We start from the raw sequence: 15,064 nt of genomic DNA on the forward strand, positions 1-15,064 counted from the left end.
CTAAAGCCTTCGTCCCCGCCAGCGACAACTGCCAGATCTGGCAGTGGCGCTGCGCCGGAGCGCGGCCGCCGCAGCGCGCCGGTCAATCCGGTGGACGAAGCGCGACGCAAGGATTCGAAGTCCGTCACAGGGCGCTTCCCGGCGTATGCGCAATCACCCGCGCCTTCCCTCGCGGCAGGCTTTCGGGCAGTTCCGCCAGGGCCCGGCGTGCCTGCTCCGGGTCGAGGTAGTCGCCCCGCTCCACCGCGAACAGCTCCTGGCCATCGCGCAGTTCGCGGCGCAAACGCAACGACAGGCCCGGATGCCGCTCGATCAGCGCGCGCATGAAGGCTTCGCTGCTGCCCTCGACCAATCGCACGGCGTAGCGCTGGGGTGACGGCGGCTGCGCCGCGTGCGTGCCTTGGCGAACCTCCAGCACCTCGCCGCCGCGACCGTCGCCCAGGGACGCCGGGTCCGCCAGGCGCGGCTTCTCCATCAGCACCGGGGCTGGAGCCGGATAGCTGCGCGGCGAGCCAATAGGTGCCGGTGCGACCTGGGCGGAGGGGCGCAGGTCGATGGCGCCGGCATCCTCGAACAGCGGGCGTACCGGTTCGCCGGCAGCACCGCGCAGCAACTGGATGGAACGGTAACGGCCATGGCTGATGCGCTCCAGGCCGGCGGCATCGCGGACGATGCTCGGTCGCAGGAAGACCATCAGGTTGCGCTTCACCCGGGTCTCGCGGGACGAGCGGAACAGCCGGCCGACGCCGGGGATGTCGCCCAGCAGCGGTACCCGCGAATCGCTGCGCAGCAGGTCGTCCTGGATCAGTCCGCCGAGGACGATGACCTGGCCGTCGTCGGCCAGTACGGTGCTCTTGATCGAGCGCTTGTTGGTCACCAGGTCCACCGCCTTCGCCGCCAGGGTGGCGGTTGGCGCGATGGAGGATATTTCCTGCTCGATCTCCAGGCGCAGCATGCGGTCCTCGCCGATGTGCGGCGTGACCTTGAGGGTCACCCCGATATCCTTGCGCTCGACAGTGGTGAACGGATTGCTCGAACCGCTGGCGCTGGTGGTGTAGCTGCCGGTCTGGAACGGCACGTTCTGGCCGACCAGGATTTCCGCCTTCTGGTTGTCCAGGGTCAGCAGGCTCGGCGTCGACAGCAGGTTGCTGCGGCTATTGCGGCTCAGCGCGGTGACCAGTGCGCCGAAATCGCGACTGCCGAGGCCGACTATCGCACCGTCGGGCAGCTCTGCCGGCGGCTTGCCGGCCTGCAACGCGCCTAGCAGGGTGCCGATGGACAACCCGCTGTCGGCGAAGCCAGCGCCGCCGGCGACATGCCCGCTACGCAGCGCCCATTGCACCCCGAGGGCGTCGCCGATCTCGCCGGACAGCTCGACGATCGCCGCCTCCACCAACAGTTGCGCACGCGGCACGTCGAGCTGGCGGACGATGTCCTCGAGCAGACCGACATCCTCCGGGTCGGCGAGGATCACCAGGGCATTCAGCGATTCATCGGCGCGCACCAGCAGGCCGCGCTTGCCGCTTCCCCGGCCATCCTGGCCCCGCTCGCCGTGCAGCGATTCGCCGATCTCCCCGAGGGTGGCGGCGAGGGTCTTGGCGTCGCCATGGCGCAGGCGGATCACCCGGCTGTTCGCCGACCGCGACGAGGGGACGTCGAGCGACTGCGCCAGCCGCAGCAAGCGCGCTCGCGCCTGCGGCGGCCCGAGCAGGACCAGGCGGTTGCTGCGGCTGTCGGCGAGGACCTGGACGGTGGCGGCGCTCTTCCCGGCGGCCGGGGTGACGCTGCGATCGAGCACCTCGGCGATTTCCGCGACCCAGGCATGGCGCATGTCGTAGATGCTGTAGTCATGTTCGCCGGCCCGGTCGAGGCTGCGCACGATCGCCTCGATGCGCTCGATGTTGGCGCGGCGGTCGCTGACGATCAGCGCGTTGGCCGACGGCACGGCGGCCAGATGGCCATGGGCCGGGACCAGCGGCCGGATCATCGGGATCAGTTCCGCCACCGAGGTCTGCTGCGCCTGGACCACCCGCGTCTCCAGGCTGCCCGGCCCATCGCGGACGGTCTTCTGCGCGGCGTCCTGGCGTGCCTCCATGTTCGGCACGATACGCGCCTGGTCGCCCTGCGGCAGCACCGCGTAGCCATGGGTGGCGAGCACCGAAAGGAACAGTTGGTAGACCTCCGCCAGGCTGAGCCGCGCCTGGGATACCACCGTGACCCGTCCCTTCACCCGCGGATCGACGACGAAGGTCTGGCCGCTGATGCTCGATACCTGCTCGATGAAGTCGCCGATCTCGGCATCCTTCATGTTGATCGTCCACTGCTCTTCCTCTTGCGCGGCGGCAGTCGCGGCAGGTGCCGGATGGACCGGCGGCGCCAGGCCGAGGACGGCCAGCGACAGGACCAGGAACAGCGGAGACAGGCGCTGGGCGGAACGGGTACTACAACGTGGCATGGGTGGTTTCTGCCCCTTCGGCTTTGGGGAAATACAGACGTTCTTCATAACCCTGGTCGCGCAGCACCACATGGTCGCGATGAACCGCCAGCAGCACGGTGCCGGGGCGCACTTCGGCGCCCGGTAGGAAGCGCTGCGAGCGCCCGGCCACCGCGATCAGCGCCGCCGAGCGGTCCTCGCGACGCGCCAGGAAGCAGGCCAGCAGGCGTAATTGCAGACGCTCGCCCGCCGTCGCGCCGCGCGGCGACGGAGCGCCACCGAACAAGCCGGCTAACGCCGCGCGCGGGGCCGCTGAAGGGTTGGCTGGCGACGCCGGGGCCGCTGCGGCGGGCAATTCCGCCAGCTCGCGGCGCAGCGAGCGCGTCTGGCTGGCCAGGCTGGCGCTGAGCAACGCCAGCAGCAGCACGCAAAGCACAGCGGGCGCATGCCCGGCCAGGCTGCGCAGGGAAACGAAAGACGATGGAAGGTGACGCGACATGCAGCAGGCGGATTCCGGCAAACGGGCGCGCTGCATCGACGCGGCTCGCCCAGGGGCGGCGAGCATAAGGGATGGGGCTGCGGCCTACGGCCGCGAAAGGGCAAAACTGTTAAGGCTGCCCGCTTTGATCCTTCGTGGCGGGAACTGGCCCACAAAACGCCAGGCGCGGGAAAGGCCTCAGCGCTTGCCCATCGAACGACGGGTACCGCGCGGCGCCATGCCGGGACGCTGGCCCTTGTCGTGGATCTTCCGCTGCGGATAGAGCTGGGCCTGGTTCTTCTTCGCCAGGGCGGCCTTCAGCAACGCGCTGGCGTCGCTCGGCGCGGCCTGGGCCGGAGCGTCGTCGGAGGAAAGGGCCTGGGGAAGAGCGTCGGGAGCGGAAGCCATGGCGTATCCGGATCGGGGGAAATCGTGGGGACGCGATTATACATGGCTGCCCGGCTGTCCGGCAGCACCTGCCGGCGTATCGCCACCGGTCAACGCAGTTGCCACCAGCCCGGTAGCAACCGGCGCACCCTGGCCTGGGCGAAACGGTCGTCGATCAGGTGCACCACGCCGCGATCGCTGCGGCTGCGGATCACCCTCCCGGCGGCCTGGACCACCTTCTGCAGTCCCGGATACAGGTAGGTGTAGTCGTAGCCGTCACCGAACAGGCGCTGCATACGCAGGCGGATCTGCTCGTTCACCGGATTCACCTGGGGCAACCCGAGGGTGGCGATGAAGGCGCCGATCAGGCGCTCTCCAGGCAGGTCGATGCCTTCGCCGAAGGCACCGCCGAGCACGGCGAAGCCGATGCCCTCGCCGCCCGCGACGAAGCGTTCGAGGAAGGCCCGGCGCTCCGTCTCGTCCATCCGTCGCGTCTGGCTCCAGCACGGCACCCACGGGTATGCCTGGCGGAAGACGTCCAGCGTCTGCTGCAAGTAATCGAAGCTGCTGAAGAAGGCCAGGTAGTTGCCCGGCCGCTGGCGAAACTGCTCGCCGAGAATCGCCGCGATGGGCACCAGGGAGGCCTGACGCTGCGCATAGCGCGTGGAAACCCGACGCTGTATGTGCACCTCCAGTTGCTCGGCGCTGAATGGCGAGTCCACTTCCAGCCAGGGCGTGCCCGCCGGCAGGCCAAGCAGGTCGGCGTAATAGTCGCGCGGCCCGAGGGTAGCGGAGAACAGCACGGTGGAGCGGCTGGCGGCGAAGCGCTCGGCGAGAAACGCCGCCGGCACCACGTTGCGCAGGCACAGCCGGGCCAGGCTGCGGCCGTTGCGGCCTGGGCGCTTCTCGATGTCGAACAGCGAATGCTCGCCGAACAGCTCGGCGAGACGGCCGAACTGCAGGATCGCGAAGTAGAACTCCTGCAACGCCGGCTCCAGCGCCTGCGGTTGCTCGGCGAGCAGGTCGTTGATCGCCGCCACCGCGTTCTGCAAGGCCAGGAGCAGCTTCTGCGGTGGCTCGTCGTAGGCCTGGTAGTCGTCCGCCTGGGTCTTGCCCAGTTCGTTCCAGGCACGCTGGATACGCTCCAGCGGTTTCCTCAGGGCCTCCGGGGCGGTCTTGCGCACACCGAGGAAATCGCCCTGGTCGAGTTCGGCGGAATACATCCGCCGGCCGCGCTCCACCAGGTTGTGCGCCTCGTCCACCAGTACCGCCACCCGCCACTGGTTGACCTGGGCCAGGCCATGGAGCATGGCGCCGAGGTCGAAGTAGTAGTTGTAGTCGCCCACCGCCAGGTCGCACCAGCGCGCCAGTTCCTGGCCCAGGTAGTAGGGACAGACCCGGTGCGCCAGCGCCACCTCGCGCAACCGCGCCTGGTCCAGCCAGCGCGCCTCCACGGCGGCGGCGCGGGCCGCCGGCAGGCGTTCGTAGAAGCCCTGGGCCAGGGGACAGGATTCGCCGTGGCAGGCCTTGTCCGGGTGCTCGCAGGCCTTGTCCCGCGCCACCAGTTCCAGCACCCGCACCGGCAGTCCGCCGGTTTCCCCTTCCAGGCTGCGCAGGGCATGCAGCGCGAGGGCCCGGCCCGGAGTTTTTGCGGCCAGGAAGAACAGCCGGTCCAGGCGCTGCCCGGGCATCGCCTTGAGTTGCGGGAACAGCGTGCCGATGGTCTTGCCGATCCCGGTCGGCGCCTGGGCCATCAGGCAACAACCGGCGGAGGCGGCCTTGTACACCGCCTCCGCCAGTTGCCGCTGGCCGTGGCGGAATTCGGCGTGGGGAAAGCGTAACGCGGCCAGTTCGCGGTCGCGCCGCTGGCGGTGCGCCAGTTCCTGCTCGGCCCAGGCGAGAAACGCCTGGCACTGGCTCTCGAAGAACAGCCGCAGCTCGTCGGCCCGCACCCGCTCGACGAAGCGGGTCTCCTTCTGGCTGCCGACCTCCAGGTAGACCAGCGCCAGTTCGACTTCCTCCAGCTTCCGTTCGGCGCAGAGCAGCCAGCCGTAGACCCTGGCCTGGGCCCAGTGCAGGTGCCGGTGGTTGGCCGGTTGCAGGGCGAGGTCGCCGCGGTGGGTCTTGATTTCCTCCAGGCAGTTCGCCTGCGGGTCGTAGCCATCCGCCCGGCCGCGCACCTGCAAGTGACGGTAGCGTCCGTCCAGCGCCACCTCGCGCTGGTAGTGAGCGGGGCGCCGGGAGGTCACCAGGGTATGTCCGGCGATGCCTTCCAGGGCGCTGGGCGACGGGGTGAAGCGCAGGTCGAGGTCGCCGCGCTTGGCGCTGAACTCGCAAAGCGCGCGCACCGCCACCTGGTACAGCGCCTCGCCGCCCTGCTCAGTCATCGACATGCCAGCGCACGTAGCAGACCGCCACCGGCATCTCCCGCTCGCGGCAGAATTGCAGCCAGCGCAACTGGTTGTCCTGCAGGCGGTCGCCCGGTCCCTTGACCTCGACCATCCGGTAGCGACGCTGCGCCGGCCAGAACTGGATCAGGTCCGGCAGGCCGGCGCGGTTGCCCGGGATATCCTCCAGCAGGCGTTCGAACCAGGCGCGCAGGTGGGCCGCCGGCAGGCAATCGAGCGCCTGTTCGAGCAGTTCCTCGCCAAGCAGCTCCCAGTAGACGAAGGGCGACTGCAGGCCGAACTTGTCGCGGTAGCGACAGCGGATCGCGTCGCGGTAGCTGCCGTCCTCCAGCCGCCCCAGGCAGGCCTCGAACAGGGCGGCGCGGCGCTGGCGGAAGTCGGCGCTGTGCAGGTCCGCCGGCGCGCTGTGGAAGGGATGGAAGAACGCCCCGGGAATGGCGGCGAAGATCGCCTCCCAGCAGAGCAGCCCGAACAGCGAATTGATCAGGCCGTTCTCGACGTAGTGCACCGCGCAACCGGGCTCTTCCAGGTGCTCGCGGACCGCCCCCTCGACGCTACAGGGTTCGCTGGGGAACGCCAGGCACAGGTCCAGGCGGTCGATTTCCGGAGCCGCCGCCCGCGCCTGTCGCGGCAGGCCGAGCTTGCCTTGCAGGCGCGGCAGCAATCGGGCCAGGCCCTGGCGTTCGGCGTCGCTTTCCGGCGCACAGCTGGCCTCCCGCGCCAATGCATGGGCTTCGGCGAAGCGCTCGCCACGTTCCAGGCTGCGAATCGCCCGCAGGCGCGCGCCGGGGTGGCTGGATTGGCGATAGAGCCGCTGGGCCAGGTCGAAATCCCGCTGCTTTTCGCAGTACTGGGCGAACTGGAACAGCAGCTTGACCCGCCGCCCTTCCAGCCAGGGATTGGCGTAGGGTTCGCCCGGCAGGCCGGCGAGCAGTTCCTCCAGCGGCTCGCCGAGGTCGAAGCGCTGGCGGCAGTCGAACAGGTGGAGATAGGCGTCGACGTCGGCACGCAGGCGAAAGCCGCGGGAATCGGCGGAAAACTCGACGCTTTCGTAACGATAGATACCCAGGTCGGCAAGGACGAACTCCGACCAGTCCTGCCACAGGTTGCCGAAATACATCAACCGCAAGCGGTCGCAGAGCGCCATGCAGCGCAACTCGTAGACCGGTTCGGCGAAGTCGGCCTGCCACTCGGCGAGCCGCCGCGCCTCGGGGAACAACGGCTGGAGCCGTTCCAGCAGCGCATCCTTGCGCAGGTTCGCGCGCCTGAGATGGTCCCTGAACAGCTGCGACAACTCATCCTTCTTCAGCAAGCCGAACAGTTGCGCCAGTTCCAGGGCCGGCTGCGCGTCCACCCAGCCCAGTGCCAACAGCGGTTGCACGGCGGCGCGCGTGTCGCCGATCTCGGCATAGGCCAGCTTGCCTTCGCGGAACAGCGTGCCCTTGCGCATCACCATGCGCACCAGCAGGGCTTGGCTGGCCTCGGGCAATTCGGCGAACGCGGCGATGAAGGCACGTTCCTGATCGTCGAGCAGATCGGCATAGCGTTCGCCGATCCAGGCGAGTACCGCGCGGAAGTTGTGCAGGTAGTAGAAGGGTTCGGGAAGCGCTGGGGAATTCACGGGAAGCGGAGCCTGGTACTGTTCATGCATACAGATACCAGCGCCCCCACGGCTTGGCAATGCGCATCCGATCAAGCGTCGCCGGCCTGGCGACGACTATCCAGGCACAAGGCATTCGTTATATAAAAATATTAACAACGAAACCTGCCCCGTATCGGTCCCGATGAAGAAGATCCGCCAACGCAACCTGCAACTGATCCTCGACGCCGCCTGCGAAGTCTTCGCCGACTGCGGCTTCAGCGCCGCCCGGCTCAGCGACGTCGCCGAGCGCGCCGGCGTGGCGAAGGCCAACGTGCTCTATTACTACCGCTCCAAGGCGCAACTCTACGAGGCGGTGCTGGACAGCATCGTAGAGCCCCTGCTGGAAGCCTCCCGGCCATTCGCCGGCGACCAGCCGCCCGCCGAAGCGCTACGCGCCTACGTCGACAACAAGATGCGCATCGGCGCCGAGCGGCCGCACGCGGCCAGAGTCTTCTCCTGCGAGATCATGCGCGGCGCGCCGCGCATGCCGGCGACGCTGCTGGAACGCCTCGACGCCCAGGCGGAACGCAACGCCGAGCGCATCCGCCAGTGGATCGACGAAGGCCTGCTGGCGCCGCTGGATCCGTACCACCTGCTGCTCAACCTGTGGGCGATGACCGAGTCCTATGCCCTTGGCGGCTGGCAACTGGCGCGCCTCACCGGCCAGGCCGGGCTGGACGCGAGCGACTACCGGCAGGCGGCGGAAAACATCGTCCGCCTGGTCTGCGCCGGCTGCCTGGCACTCCCCGGCGAGGCCGCGCCGCGTCGGCGTTTCCGCGCGCTGGCCGGCTGAGCGACTTGCGCCAGATCAATTTCCGCGTAGCGCTATATTCCAAAAGCCATAGCGAACCCCTAAGCTTGCGCCAGCCCCGTCCGCCAACTTCGTTCGCCCCCCCACAGGAGCACTCCATGACCACCCGCCTGCCCCAGCTGTTGCTCGCCCTCCTCGCCAGCGCCGTATCCCTGGCCGCCAGCGCCGACGAGGTGCAGGTCGCCGTCGCGGCCAACTTCACCGCGCCGATCCAGGCCATCGCCAAGGAATTCGAGAAAGACACCGGGCACAGGCTGGTCGCCGCCTACGGCGCCACCGGCCAGTTCTATACGCAGATCAAGAACGGCGCGCCGTTCCAGGTGTTCCTCTCCGCCGACGACAGCACTCCGGCGAAACTGGAGCAGGAAGGCGAGATCGTGCCCGGCTCGCGCTTCACCTATGCCATCGGCACCCTGGCACTCTGGTCGCCCAAGGCCGGCTACGTCGACGCCGAGGGCGAGGTGCTGAAGAGCGGCAGCTTCAGGCACCTGTCCATCGCCAACCCGAAGACCGCGCCCTACGGCCTCGCCGCCACCCAGGCGATGGACAAGCTCGGCCTCGCCGCCACGCTCGGGCCGAAGCTGGTGGAAGGCCAGAACATCAGCCAGGCCTACCAGTTCGTTTCCAGCGGCAACGCCGAACTGGGCTTCGTCGCCCTGTCGCAGATCTACAAGGATGGTAAAGTCGCAACCGGCTCGGCCTGGATCGTTCCCGCCGAGCTGCACGACCCGATCCGCCAGGACGCGGTCATCCTCAACAAAGGCAAGGACAACGCCGCCGCCAAGGCCCTGGTCGACTACCTGAAGGGCGCCAAGGCCGCCGCGCTGATCAAGTCCTACGGCTACGAACTCTAAGGCGGGACCTGCATGGCGTTGCCACTCGACAGTACGGACCTGGCGGCCATCTGGCTGACCATCGAGCTGGCTTCGCTCACCACCCTCCTCCTGCTGCTGATCGGCACGCCCATCGCCTGGTGGCTGGCGCGCACCCGCTCCTGGCTGAAGGGGCCGATCGGCGCGGTGGTGGCCCTGCCGCTGGTGCTGCCGCCGACGGTGATCGGCTTCTACCTGCTGGTCAGCATGGGTCCCAACGGTTTCATCGGCCAGCTCACCCAGAGCCTCGGTCTCGGCACCCTGCCCTTCACCTTCGCCGGCCTGGTGGTCGGCTCGGTGTTCTACTCGCTGCCCTTCGTCGTGCAACCGTTGCAGAACGCCTTCGAGGCGATCGGCGAGAAACCGCTGGAGGCTGCCGCGACCCTGCGCGCGAGCCCCGTCGACCGTTTCTTCAGCGTGGTCCTGCCGCTGGCCCGGCCGGGTTTCGTCACCGCCGCGATCCTCGGCTTCGCCCATACCGTCGGAGAGTTCGGCGTGGTGCTGATGATCGGCGGCAACATCCCGGAGAAAACCCGCGTGGTCTCGGTGCAGATATTCGATCACGTCGAAGCCATGGAATACGCCCAGGCCCACTGGCTGGCCGGCGGCATGGTGGCGTTCTCCTTCGTCGTCCTCCTCGCCCTCTATTCGGGCCGGCGCCGCCGGCCGGGCTGGGCCTGAGATGGACGGCCTGCGCCTGCGCTTCCGCCGCGCCTACCCCGGCTTCGAACTGGACATCGACCTGGCTCTTCCCGGTCGTGGCGTGACCGCTCTGTTCGGCCATTCAGGCTCCGGCAAGAGCACTTGCCTGCGCTGTATCGCCGGCCTGGAAAAGGCCGCCGAGGGCGAGGTGACGATCAACGGCGAGACCTGGCAGGACAGCCGCCGCAACCTCTTCGTCGCGCCCCACCGACGTGCCCTCGGCTACGTGTTCCAGGATGCCAACCTGTTCCGCCACCTGACGGTGCGGCGCAACCTGGCCTTCGGTCTCAAGCGCATCGCCGCCGCCGAACGCCGCGTCGAGCTGGAACAGGCCTGCGCCCTGCTGGGCATCGAGCACTTGCTGGAACGCATGCCGGAACGCCTCTCCGGCGGCGAGCAGCAACGCGTCGGCATCGCCCGGGCCCTCCTCACCAGCCCGCGCCTGCTGCTGATGGACGAGCCGCTGGCATCCCTCGACCTGAAGCGCAAGGGCGAGATCCTGCCCTATCTCGAGCGCCTGCATGAGGAACTGGACATCCCGGTGCTCTATGTCAGCCACTCGCCAGACGAAGTGGCGCGCCTGGCCGATCACCTGGTGCTGCTGGAGAACGGCAAGGTCCGCGCCAGCGGGCCGATCGGCGAAACCCTGGCGCGAGTCGACCTGCCGCTGGCGCTGGACGACGACGCCGGGGTGGTGATCGAGGGCACGGTCAGCGACCACGACCCGGCCTACGGCCTGCTGACCCTGGTCCTGCCCGGCAGCGCGCTGCAAATGCGCGTCGCCCACGCCCCGCTGGCCCCCGGCAAGCGCCTGCGCTTCAAGGTACAGGCGCGCGACGTCAGCCTGAACCTGCGCGACGACGCCCAGAGCAGCATCCTCAACCGCCTGCCGGTACGGGTTCTGGAATTGGTCGATACCGACACCGCGGCCCACGTACTGGTGCGCCTGGATGCCGGCGGCAATCCGCTGCTGGCGCGGATCACCCGTTACTCGCGGGACCAGTTGCAACTACGGCCCGGCCAGCTGTTGTGGGCGCAGATCAAGTCGGTGGCGGTGCTCGCCTGACCCCGGCCTCGCCTGCGGCGCCTAGACCCTGGGCCAACGGTAGCGGATCAGCCGGCCCATCCGCCGCAGGAAGGCGAAGCCGTTGTAGATCGGCAGCATCAGCCGCGACGACTGCGGCAGCTTGGCAACGTCCTGCGGGTCGTAGTCGGTGACCTCCTCGATGAAGCGCAGGGCCGGATGCCACCGCTCGAGGTCGCGCGGGTCGTCGATGCTCCAGTGCACCTGCGCCCCGGTCTCGCGCAGCGGCGGATACAGGCGCAGCAGCATGATGCCGAGGCGGCCGTAGCCGTCGAACAGCAGCTCGCCGCTACCCAGGTGGTCGACCAGGCGTTCCACCAGGCGTCGCACCTGGGACTCCCGCAGATAAGGCATCAGTCCCTCGGCCAGGACCAGGGCGGGCCGCTCGCGCGGCACCCCTTGCAGCCAGCCGTCGTCGTCCACCGAGTGGCGCAGCGCCCGATAGGCGCCGGCGCGCGGCGGGTAGAGCCGCTCGCGCAGGTCCATGACCTCCGGGTAGTCAAGGTCGAACCAGGGCAGCTCGGCCGGCGGATCGACCCGGTAGATACGGCTGTCCAGGCCGCAACCGAGGTTGAGCACCTGCCCCTCGGGATGGCGGCCGAGGAAGTCGCGGCAGGCCTGGTCGAAGTAATGCGAGCGCATGGCCAGGGCCCGTTCGTTGCCCTTGCCGAGGGCGACCCTGGAGAAGTCGAAGTCGATCTGCCGCACCGCCTCCTCGGCGAAACGGTCATGGAGGATGGAATCGTCCAGGCGGCTATCCAGCGCCTTGGCGTAGAGGGTGATCAGGAGCGTCTGCTTTTCTCCGGTGAGGGTGATGCGGTGGCCGGGCATGAAAACCTCCTGCGGGCACGCGTGCCTCTTCAGTCCTTGCCGAAAACATCGCTATGCTTCGGCAATGATTGCCCTGGAGTCACGAATGAAAGCCAACTCCGATGAACTGCAAAGCTTCGTCAGTGTAGTCGACAGCGGTTCCATCAGCGCCGCCGCGGAACAGATGGGACTGACCGCCTCGGCCGTCAGCCGGACCCTCTCGCGCCTCGAGCACAAGCTCGGCACCACCCTGCTCAACCGCACCACCCGGCGCATGGAGCTGACCGAGGAAGGCCGCTACTTCCTCGACCAGGCACGGCAGATCCTGCAGCAGATGGAGGCGCTCGAGGAACGCCTGGCCCTGCGCCGGCAGAGCCCCGCCGGGCGCCTGCGGATCAACGCCGCCTCGCCCTTCATGCTGCACGCGGTGGTGCCGCACATCGGCGAGTTCCGCCGGCTGTACCCGAACATCCAGCTCGAACTCAACACCAACGACCTGATCATCGACCTGTTGGAGCAACGCACCGACGTGGCGATCCGCATCGGCGCACTCAGCGACTCCACCCTGCACGCGCGGCCGCTGGGCGCCAGCCGCCTGCACATCCTCGCCAGCCCGGAGTACCTGGCCCGCCACGGCATGCCGACGAGCATCGAGGGGCTGCGAGGGCACACCCTGCTCGGCTTCACCCAGCCCGAGCACCTCAACCGCTGGCCGGTGGTGCACGCCGACGGCGATCGCCTGGAGATCCAGCCGGATATCTCTGCCTCCAGCGGCGAGACCCTCCGCCAACTGGCCCTGAGCCACCAGGGGATCGCCTGCCTGGCCAGCTTCATGACCGACCGCGATATCCAGGACGGGCGCCTGGTGCCGCTGTTCGCCGAACAGATGAGCGAATACCGGCAACCGATCCACGCCGTCTACTACCGCAACTCGCAACTGGCGCTGCGCATCCAGTGCTTCCTCGACTTCATCCAGCAGCGCCTGGGCGCCTGAGACCGACCGTGAACGAATCCCTCGATTTCTCGCCCTACCTCGAGCGCTGGGCGTTGCAACCCGACGGCGAGCCCTTCGCCACCCACAGCAGCCGCCTGCTGCCGGTGCGCCATCGCGGCGCAGCGGCGATGCTGAAGATATCCAGTGCCGAGGAAGAGCGTTTCGGCCACGTACTGCTCAACTGGTGGGACGGCCAGGGCGCGGCCAGGGTGCTGGCCTACGACCACCAGGCGCTGCTGATGGAGCGTGCCACCGGCGGGCGCTCGCTGCTGGAGATGGTCAAGCGCGGCGACGACGACGAGGCTACGCGTATCCTCTGCCAGGCCATCGAACGCATCCATGCCCCGCGCCCGGATCCGTTGCCGGAACTGACCCCGCTGGAGCGCTGGTTCGACTCGCTGTATGCCGCCGAGCGCCGCTACGGCGGGCTCTACGTCGACTGCGCGAACGCCGCCCGCTACCTGCTGGAGACCGCTCGCGAACAGCGCCCGCTGCATGGCGACATCCACCACGGCAATGTGCTCGACTTCGGCGAGCGCGGCTGGCAAGTCATCGACCCCAAGCGGCTCTACGGCGAGCGCGGCTACGACTACGCCAACCTGTTCACCAATCCCGACGCGAAGACCGCCCAGGCGCCCGGCCGTTTCGAGCGCCAGCTGGAGATCGTCGTCGCCGCCAGCGGCCTGCAACGCCGCCGCCTGCTGCTGTGGATCCTGGCCTGGACCGGACTCTCGGCGGCCTGGTTCGACGAGGACGGCAGCCGCGAGGAGACCGACGCCGAGCTGGCCATCGCCCGCCTGGCCCTCGCCAGCCTGTCTCGCGAAGGCTGATCAGAAGCGCCAGAACGCGCGGGTGCACAGCACCAGTACGGTGAGAATCTCCAGCCGACCAAGCAGCATGCCGAGGGTCAGCAGCCACTTGGCCATGTCCGGCAGGCTGGAAAAGTTTCCCGCCGGTCCGATAATCGGCCCGAGCCCGGGCCCGACGTTGCACACGGCGGTCGCGGCACCGGTGAACGCGGAGACCCAGTCGAGGCCGAGCATGGTCAACCCCAGTGCGATCACGCCGATGGTGATGGTGAAGAAGAAGGAAAAGGTGATCAGCGAGCGGACGATTTCCTCGTCCAGCGGATGGCCGTTGTAGCTTTGCCGGATGGTCGCCCGCGGATGCACGAGGTTCTGCAGGTTGGCCCTGAGCAACACGAAGGCCACCTGGAAGCGGAAGATCTTCAACCCACCGGCGGTGGAGCCCGAGCAACCGCCGACGAAGGTGAGGTAGAAGAACAGCATGACCGCGAAGGTTCCCCAGGTGGTGTAGTCGGTCAGGGCGAAACCGGTGGTGGTCACCACCGACGTCACGTTGACCGCCACCAGGCGCAGCGCATCCCACCAGCCGTAATCGGAATTCAGCCAGAGCCAGAAGGCGAAAACCAGCCAGGTCACCGCCAGGAAGCCGATGAAGCCATGCACCTGGTGGTCCTTGAGCAAGGCCAGGCGATGGCCGCGCAGGGTCGCGACATAGAGGGTGAACGGCAGGCTGCCGAGGATCATGAACAACACGGCGACCCAGTGCACCGCCGGTTGCGGCCAGTGCGCGAGGGAAGCGTCGGAGGTGGAGAAGCCGCCCGTGGAGATGGCGGCCATCGAATGGTTGAACGCCTCGAAGGGGGTCATGCCCGCCCACCAGAAGCACAGCACGCCCAGCAACGTAAGCGCGACGTAGACGCCGAGGATGTACTTGGCCGCCATGTGCGAGCGTGGCATCACCTTCTCGCCCCAGTCGGAGGATTCGGTCTGGAACAGGCGCATGCCGCCGACACGCAGCAGCGGCAGGATCGCCACCGCCATGCCGATGAAACCGATGCCGCCGAGCCAGTGCAACAACGAGCGCCAGATGAGGATGCCCGGCGACATCTGGTCCAGCCCGCTGAACACGGTGGAGCCGGTGGTGGTGATGCCCGACATGGTCTCGAAGAACGCATCGGTGTAGCTGATGTGCCGAGCCATCACCATCGGCAGCGCGGCGAAGGCGCAGACCACCACCCAACTGGCGGTGGTCAGGAAATACATGTGCCGGGCACGAAAATGCACGTGAGCCGGCCGTCCCGGCAAGACCAGCGCGAGGCCGGCAGCCGCGGTGAGCAGGCTCGACCAGAGGAAGGCGTCGAAATCGTCGTAGCGCTGGAAGAGCGCCAGCGTCAGCATCGGGATCAGCATGCTGGCCGCCAGGGTGACCAGGAAAAGCCCGAGGATGAATCCCACCAGGCGGAGCAGGGAAAAGCTCATTCCGTAACGACCTGTTTCAGCAGAGGCGGACAGCCGCGTATTCTAGCCGCCCACGGGGCGGCTTCGGAACCATCTCAGGGGATCGCCTATCCCAGGAATCGAAGGTTCTCTGTTCGCTGACACCGTTCCATTGTCAAATAGGCGTCTCGCGCCCCCT

At 68.1% G+C, this 15,064-nt stretch carries 13 protein-coding genes; 6 read left to right on the forward strand and 7 right to left on the reverse strand.

Annotated elements, in window-relative coordinates:
* Window positions 1–124: 124 nt before the first annotated feature.
* The 5 genes from gspD to fan1 all read right to left on the reverse strand — a co-directional run bounded on the left by gspD (window position 125) and on the right by fan1 (window position 7,358).
* Window positions 125–2,455, reverse strand: a complete 2,331-nt coding sequence (gene gspD, locus M6E97_RS13525) for a type II secretion system secretin GspD (protein ID WP_034005402.1) — start codon at window positions 2,453–2,455, stop codon at window positions 125–127.
* Entirely contained in the window at window positions 2,442–2,969 is a 528-nt protein-coding gene (locus tag M6E97_RS13530; RefSeq protein ID WP_023095790.1) for a type II secretion system protein N, read from the reverse strand. The genes gspD and M6E97_RS13530 overlap by 14 nt, the downstream gene beginning before the upstream one ends.
* A 141-nt stretch (window positions 2,970–3,110) precedes the next feature.
* The gene (locus M6E97_RS13535; RefSeq protein ID WP_003088087.1) at window positions 3,111–3,320 is read right to left on the reverse strand and encodes a hypothetical protein; all 210 of its coding nucleotides are present in this window, start codon (window positions 3,318–3,320) and stop codon (window positions 3,111–3,113) included.
* An 89-nt stretch (window positions 3,321–3,409) separates the two neighbouring features.
* Entirely contained in the window at window positions 3,410–5,686 is a 2,277-nt protein-coding gene (locus M6E97_RS13540; protein WP_034005462.1) for an ATP-dependent DNA helicase, read from the reverse strand.
* Window positions 5,679–7,358, reverse strand: coding sequence for a nuclease Fan1 (fan1, locus tag M6E97_RS13545; RefSeq protein WP_034005409.1), 1,680 nt, complete (start codon window positions 7,356–7,358; stop codon window positions 5,679–5,681). Before fan1 ends, M6E97_RS13540 begins: the two co-directional genes overlap by 8 nt.
* A 133-nt stretch (window positions 7,359–7,491) precedes the next feature.
* Here fan1 and M6E97_RS13550 point away from each other — a divergent pair, with 133 nt between their 5' ends.
* The 4 genes from M6E97_RS13550 to modC all read left to right on the forward strand — a co-directional run bounded on the left by M6E97_RS13550 (window position 7,492) and on the right by modC (window position 10,800).
* A complete protein-coding gene (locus tag M6E97_RS13550) occupies window positions 7,492–8,142 on the forward strand; it encodes a TetR/AcrR family transcriptional regulator (RefSeq protein WP_003108711.1) in 651 nt (216 codons plus the stop codon).
* Between the two features lie 116 nt (window positions 8,143–8,258).
* Window positions 8,259–9,014 (forward strand): molybdate ABC transporter substrate-binding protein, encoded by a 756-nt coding sequence (modA, locus tag M6E97_RS13555; protein WP_034005410.1) that lies wholly within the window; start codon window positions 8,259–8,261, stop codon window positions 9,012–9,014.
* 12 nt (window positions 9,015–9,026) lie between these two features.
* Window positions 9,027–9,713, forward strand: a complete 687-nt coding sequence (gene modB, locus M6E97_RS13560) for a molybdate ABC transporter permease subunit (RefSeq protein WP_003088068.1) — start codon at window positions 9,027–9,029, stop codon at window positions 9,711–9,713.
* Between the two features lies 1 nt (window position 9,714).
* Window positions 9,715–10,800: a molybdenum ABC transporter ATP-binding protein gene (gene modC, locus M6E97_RS13565; protein ID WP_003098212.1), complete on the forward strand. Its 1,086-nt coding sequence runs from the start codon at window positions 9,715–9,717 to the stop codon at window positions 10,798–10,800.
* A 21-nt stretch (window positions 10,801–10,821) separates the two neighbouring features.
* On the opposite strand, the gene M6E97_RS13570 is transcribed toward modC, so the two are convergent.
* Entirely contained in the window at window positions 10,822–11,649 is an 828-nt protein-coding gene (locus M6E97_RS13570; RefSeq protein ID WP_034005412.1) for a class I SAM-dependent methyltransferase, read from the reverse strand.
* A gap of 85 nt (window positions 11,650–11,734) precedes the next feature.
* On the opposite strand from M6E97_RS13570, the gene M6E97_RS13575 reads away from it, so the two are divergent.
* Both M6E97_RS13575 and M6E97_RS13580 read left to right on the forward strand, forming a co-directional pair.
* Window positions 11,735–12,622: a LysR family transcriptional regulator gene (locus tag M6E97_RS13575; RefSeq protein ID WP_003088060.1), complete on the forward strand. Its 888-nt coding sequence runs from the start codon at window positions 11,735–11,737 to the stop codon at window positions 12,620–12,622.
* Between the two features lie 8 nt (window positions 12,623–12,630).
* Window positions 12,631–13,452, forward strand: a complete 822-nt coding sequence (locus M6E97_RS13580) for an aminoglycoside phosphotransferase family protein (RefSeq protein ID WP_034005414.1) — start codon at window positions 12,631–12,633, stop codon at window positions 13,450–13,452.
* On the opposite strand, the gene M6E97_RS13585 is transcribed toward M6E97_RS13580, so the two are convergent.
* Complete coding sequence (locus M6E97_RS13585) at window positions 13,453–14,907, reverse strand: TrkH family potassium uptake protein (RefSeq protein WP_003088056.1); 1,455 nt, start codon at window positions 14,905–14,907, stop codon at window positions 13,453–13,455.
* Window positions 14,908–15,064: the final 157 nt, after the last annotated feature.

This window comes from Pseudomonas sp. B111 (assembly GCF_026428275.1).
GTDB lineage: Bacteria > Pseudomonadota > Gammaproteobacteria > Pseudomonadales > Pseudomonadaceae > Pseudomonas > Pseudomonas aeruginosa.

What these genes read in the sequence shown, in the direction of transcription:
- M6E97_RS13585 (WP_003088056.1), bottom strand. Translation starts at nt 14,907, where the DNA reads ATGAGCTTTTCCCTGCTCCGCCTGGTGGGATTCATCCTCGGGCTTTTC.
- M6E97_RS13530 (WP_023095790.1), bottom strand. Translation starts at nt 2,969, where the DNA reads ATGCAGCGCGCCCGTTTGCCGGAATCCGCCTGCTGCATGTCGCGTCAC.
- M6E97_RS13575 (WP_003088060.1), top strand. Translation starts at nt 11,735, where the DNA reads ATGAAAGCCAACTCCGATGAACTGCAAAGCTTCGTCAGTGTAGTCGAC.
- M6E97_RS13540 (WP_034005462.1), bottom strand. Translation starts at nt 5,686, where the DNA reads ATGACTGAGCAGGGCGGCGAGGCGCTGTACCAGGTGGCGGTGCGCGCG.
- modC (WP_003098212.1), top strand. Translation starts at nt 9,715, where the DNA reads ATGGACGGCCTGCGCCTGCGCTTCCGCCGCGCCTACCCCGGCTTCGAA.
- M6E97_RS13570 (WP_034005412.1), bottom strand. Translation starts at nt 11,649, where the DNA reads ATGCCCGGCCACCGCATCACCCTCACCGGAGAAAAGCAGACGCTCCTG.
- modA (WP_034005410.1), top strand. Translation starts at nt 8,259, where the DNA reads ATGACCACCCGCCTGCCCCAGCTGTTGCTCGCCCTCCTCGCCAGCGCC.
- M6E97_RS13550 (WP_003108711.1), top strand. Translation starts at nt 7,492, where the DNA reads ATGAAGAAGATCCGCCAACGCAACCTGCAACTGATCCTCGACGCCGCC.
- modB (WP_003088068.1), top strand. Translation starts at nt 9,027, where the DNA reads ATGGCGTTGCCACTCGACAGTACGGACCTGGCGGCCATCTGGCTGACC.
- M6E97_RS13535 (WP_003088087.1), bottom strand. Translation starts at nt 3,320, where the DNA reads ATGGCTTCCGCTCCCGACGCTCTTCCCCAGGCCCTTTCCTCCGACGAC.
- fan1 (WP_034005409.1), bottom strand. Translation starts at nt 7,358, where the DNA reads ATGCATGAACAGTACCAGGCTCCGCTTCCCGTGAATTCCCCAGCGCTT.
- gspD (WP_034005402.1), bottom strand. Translation starts at nt 2,455, where the DNA reads ATGCCACGTTGTAGTACCCGTTCCGCCCAGCGCCTGTCTCCGCTGTTC.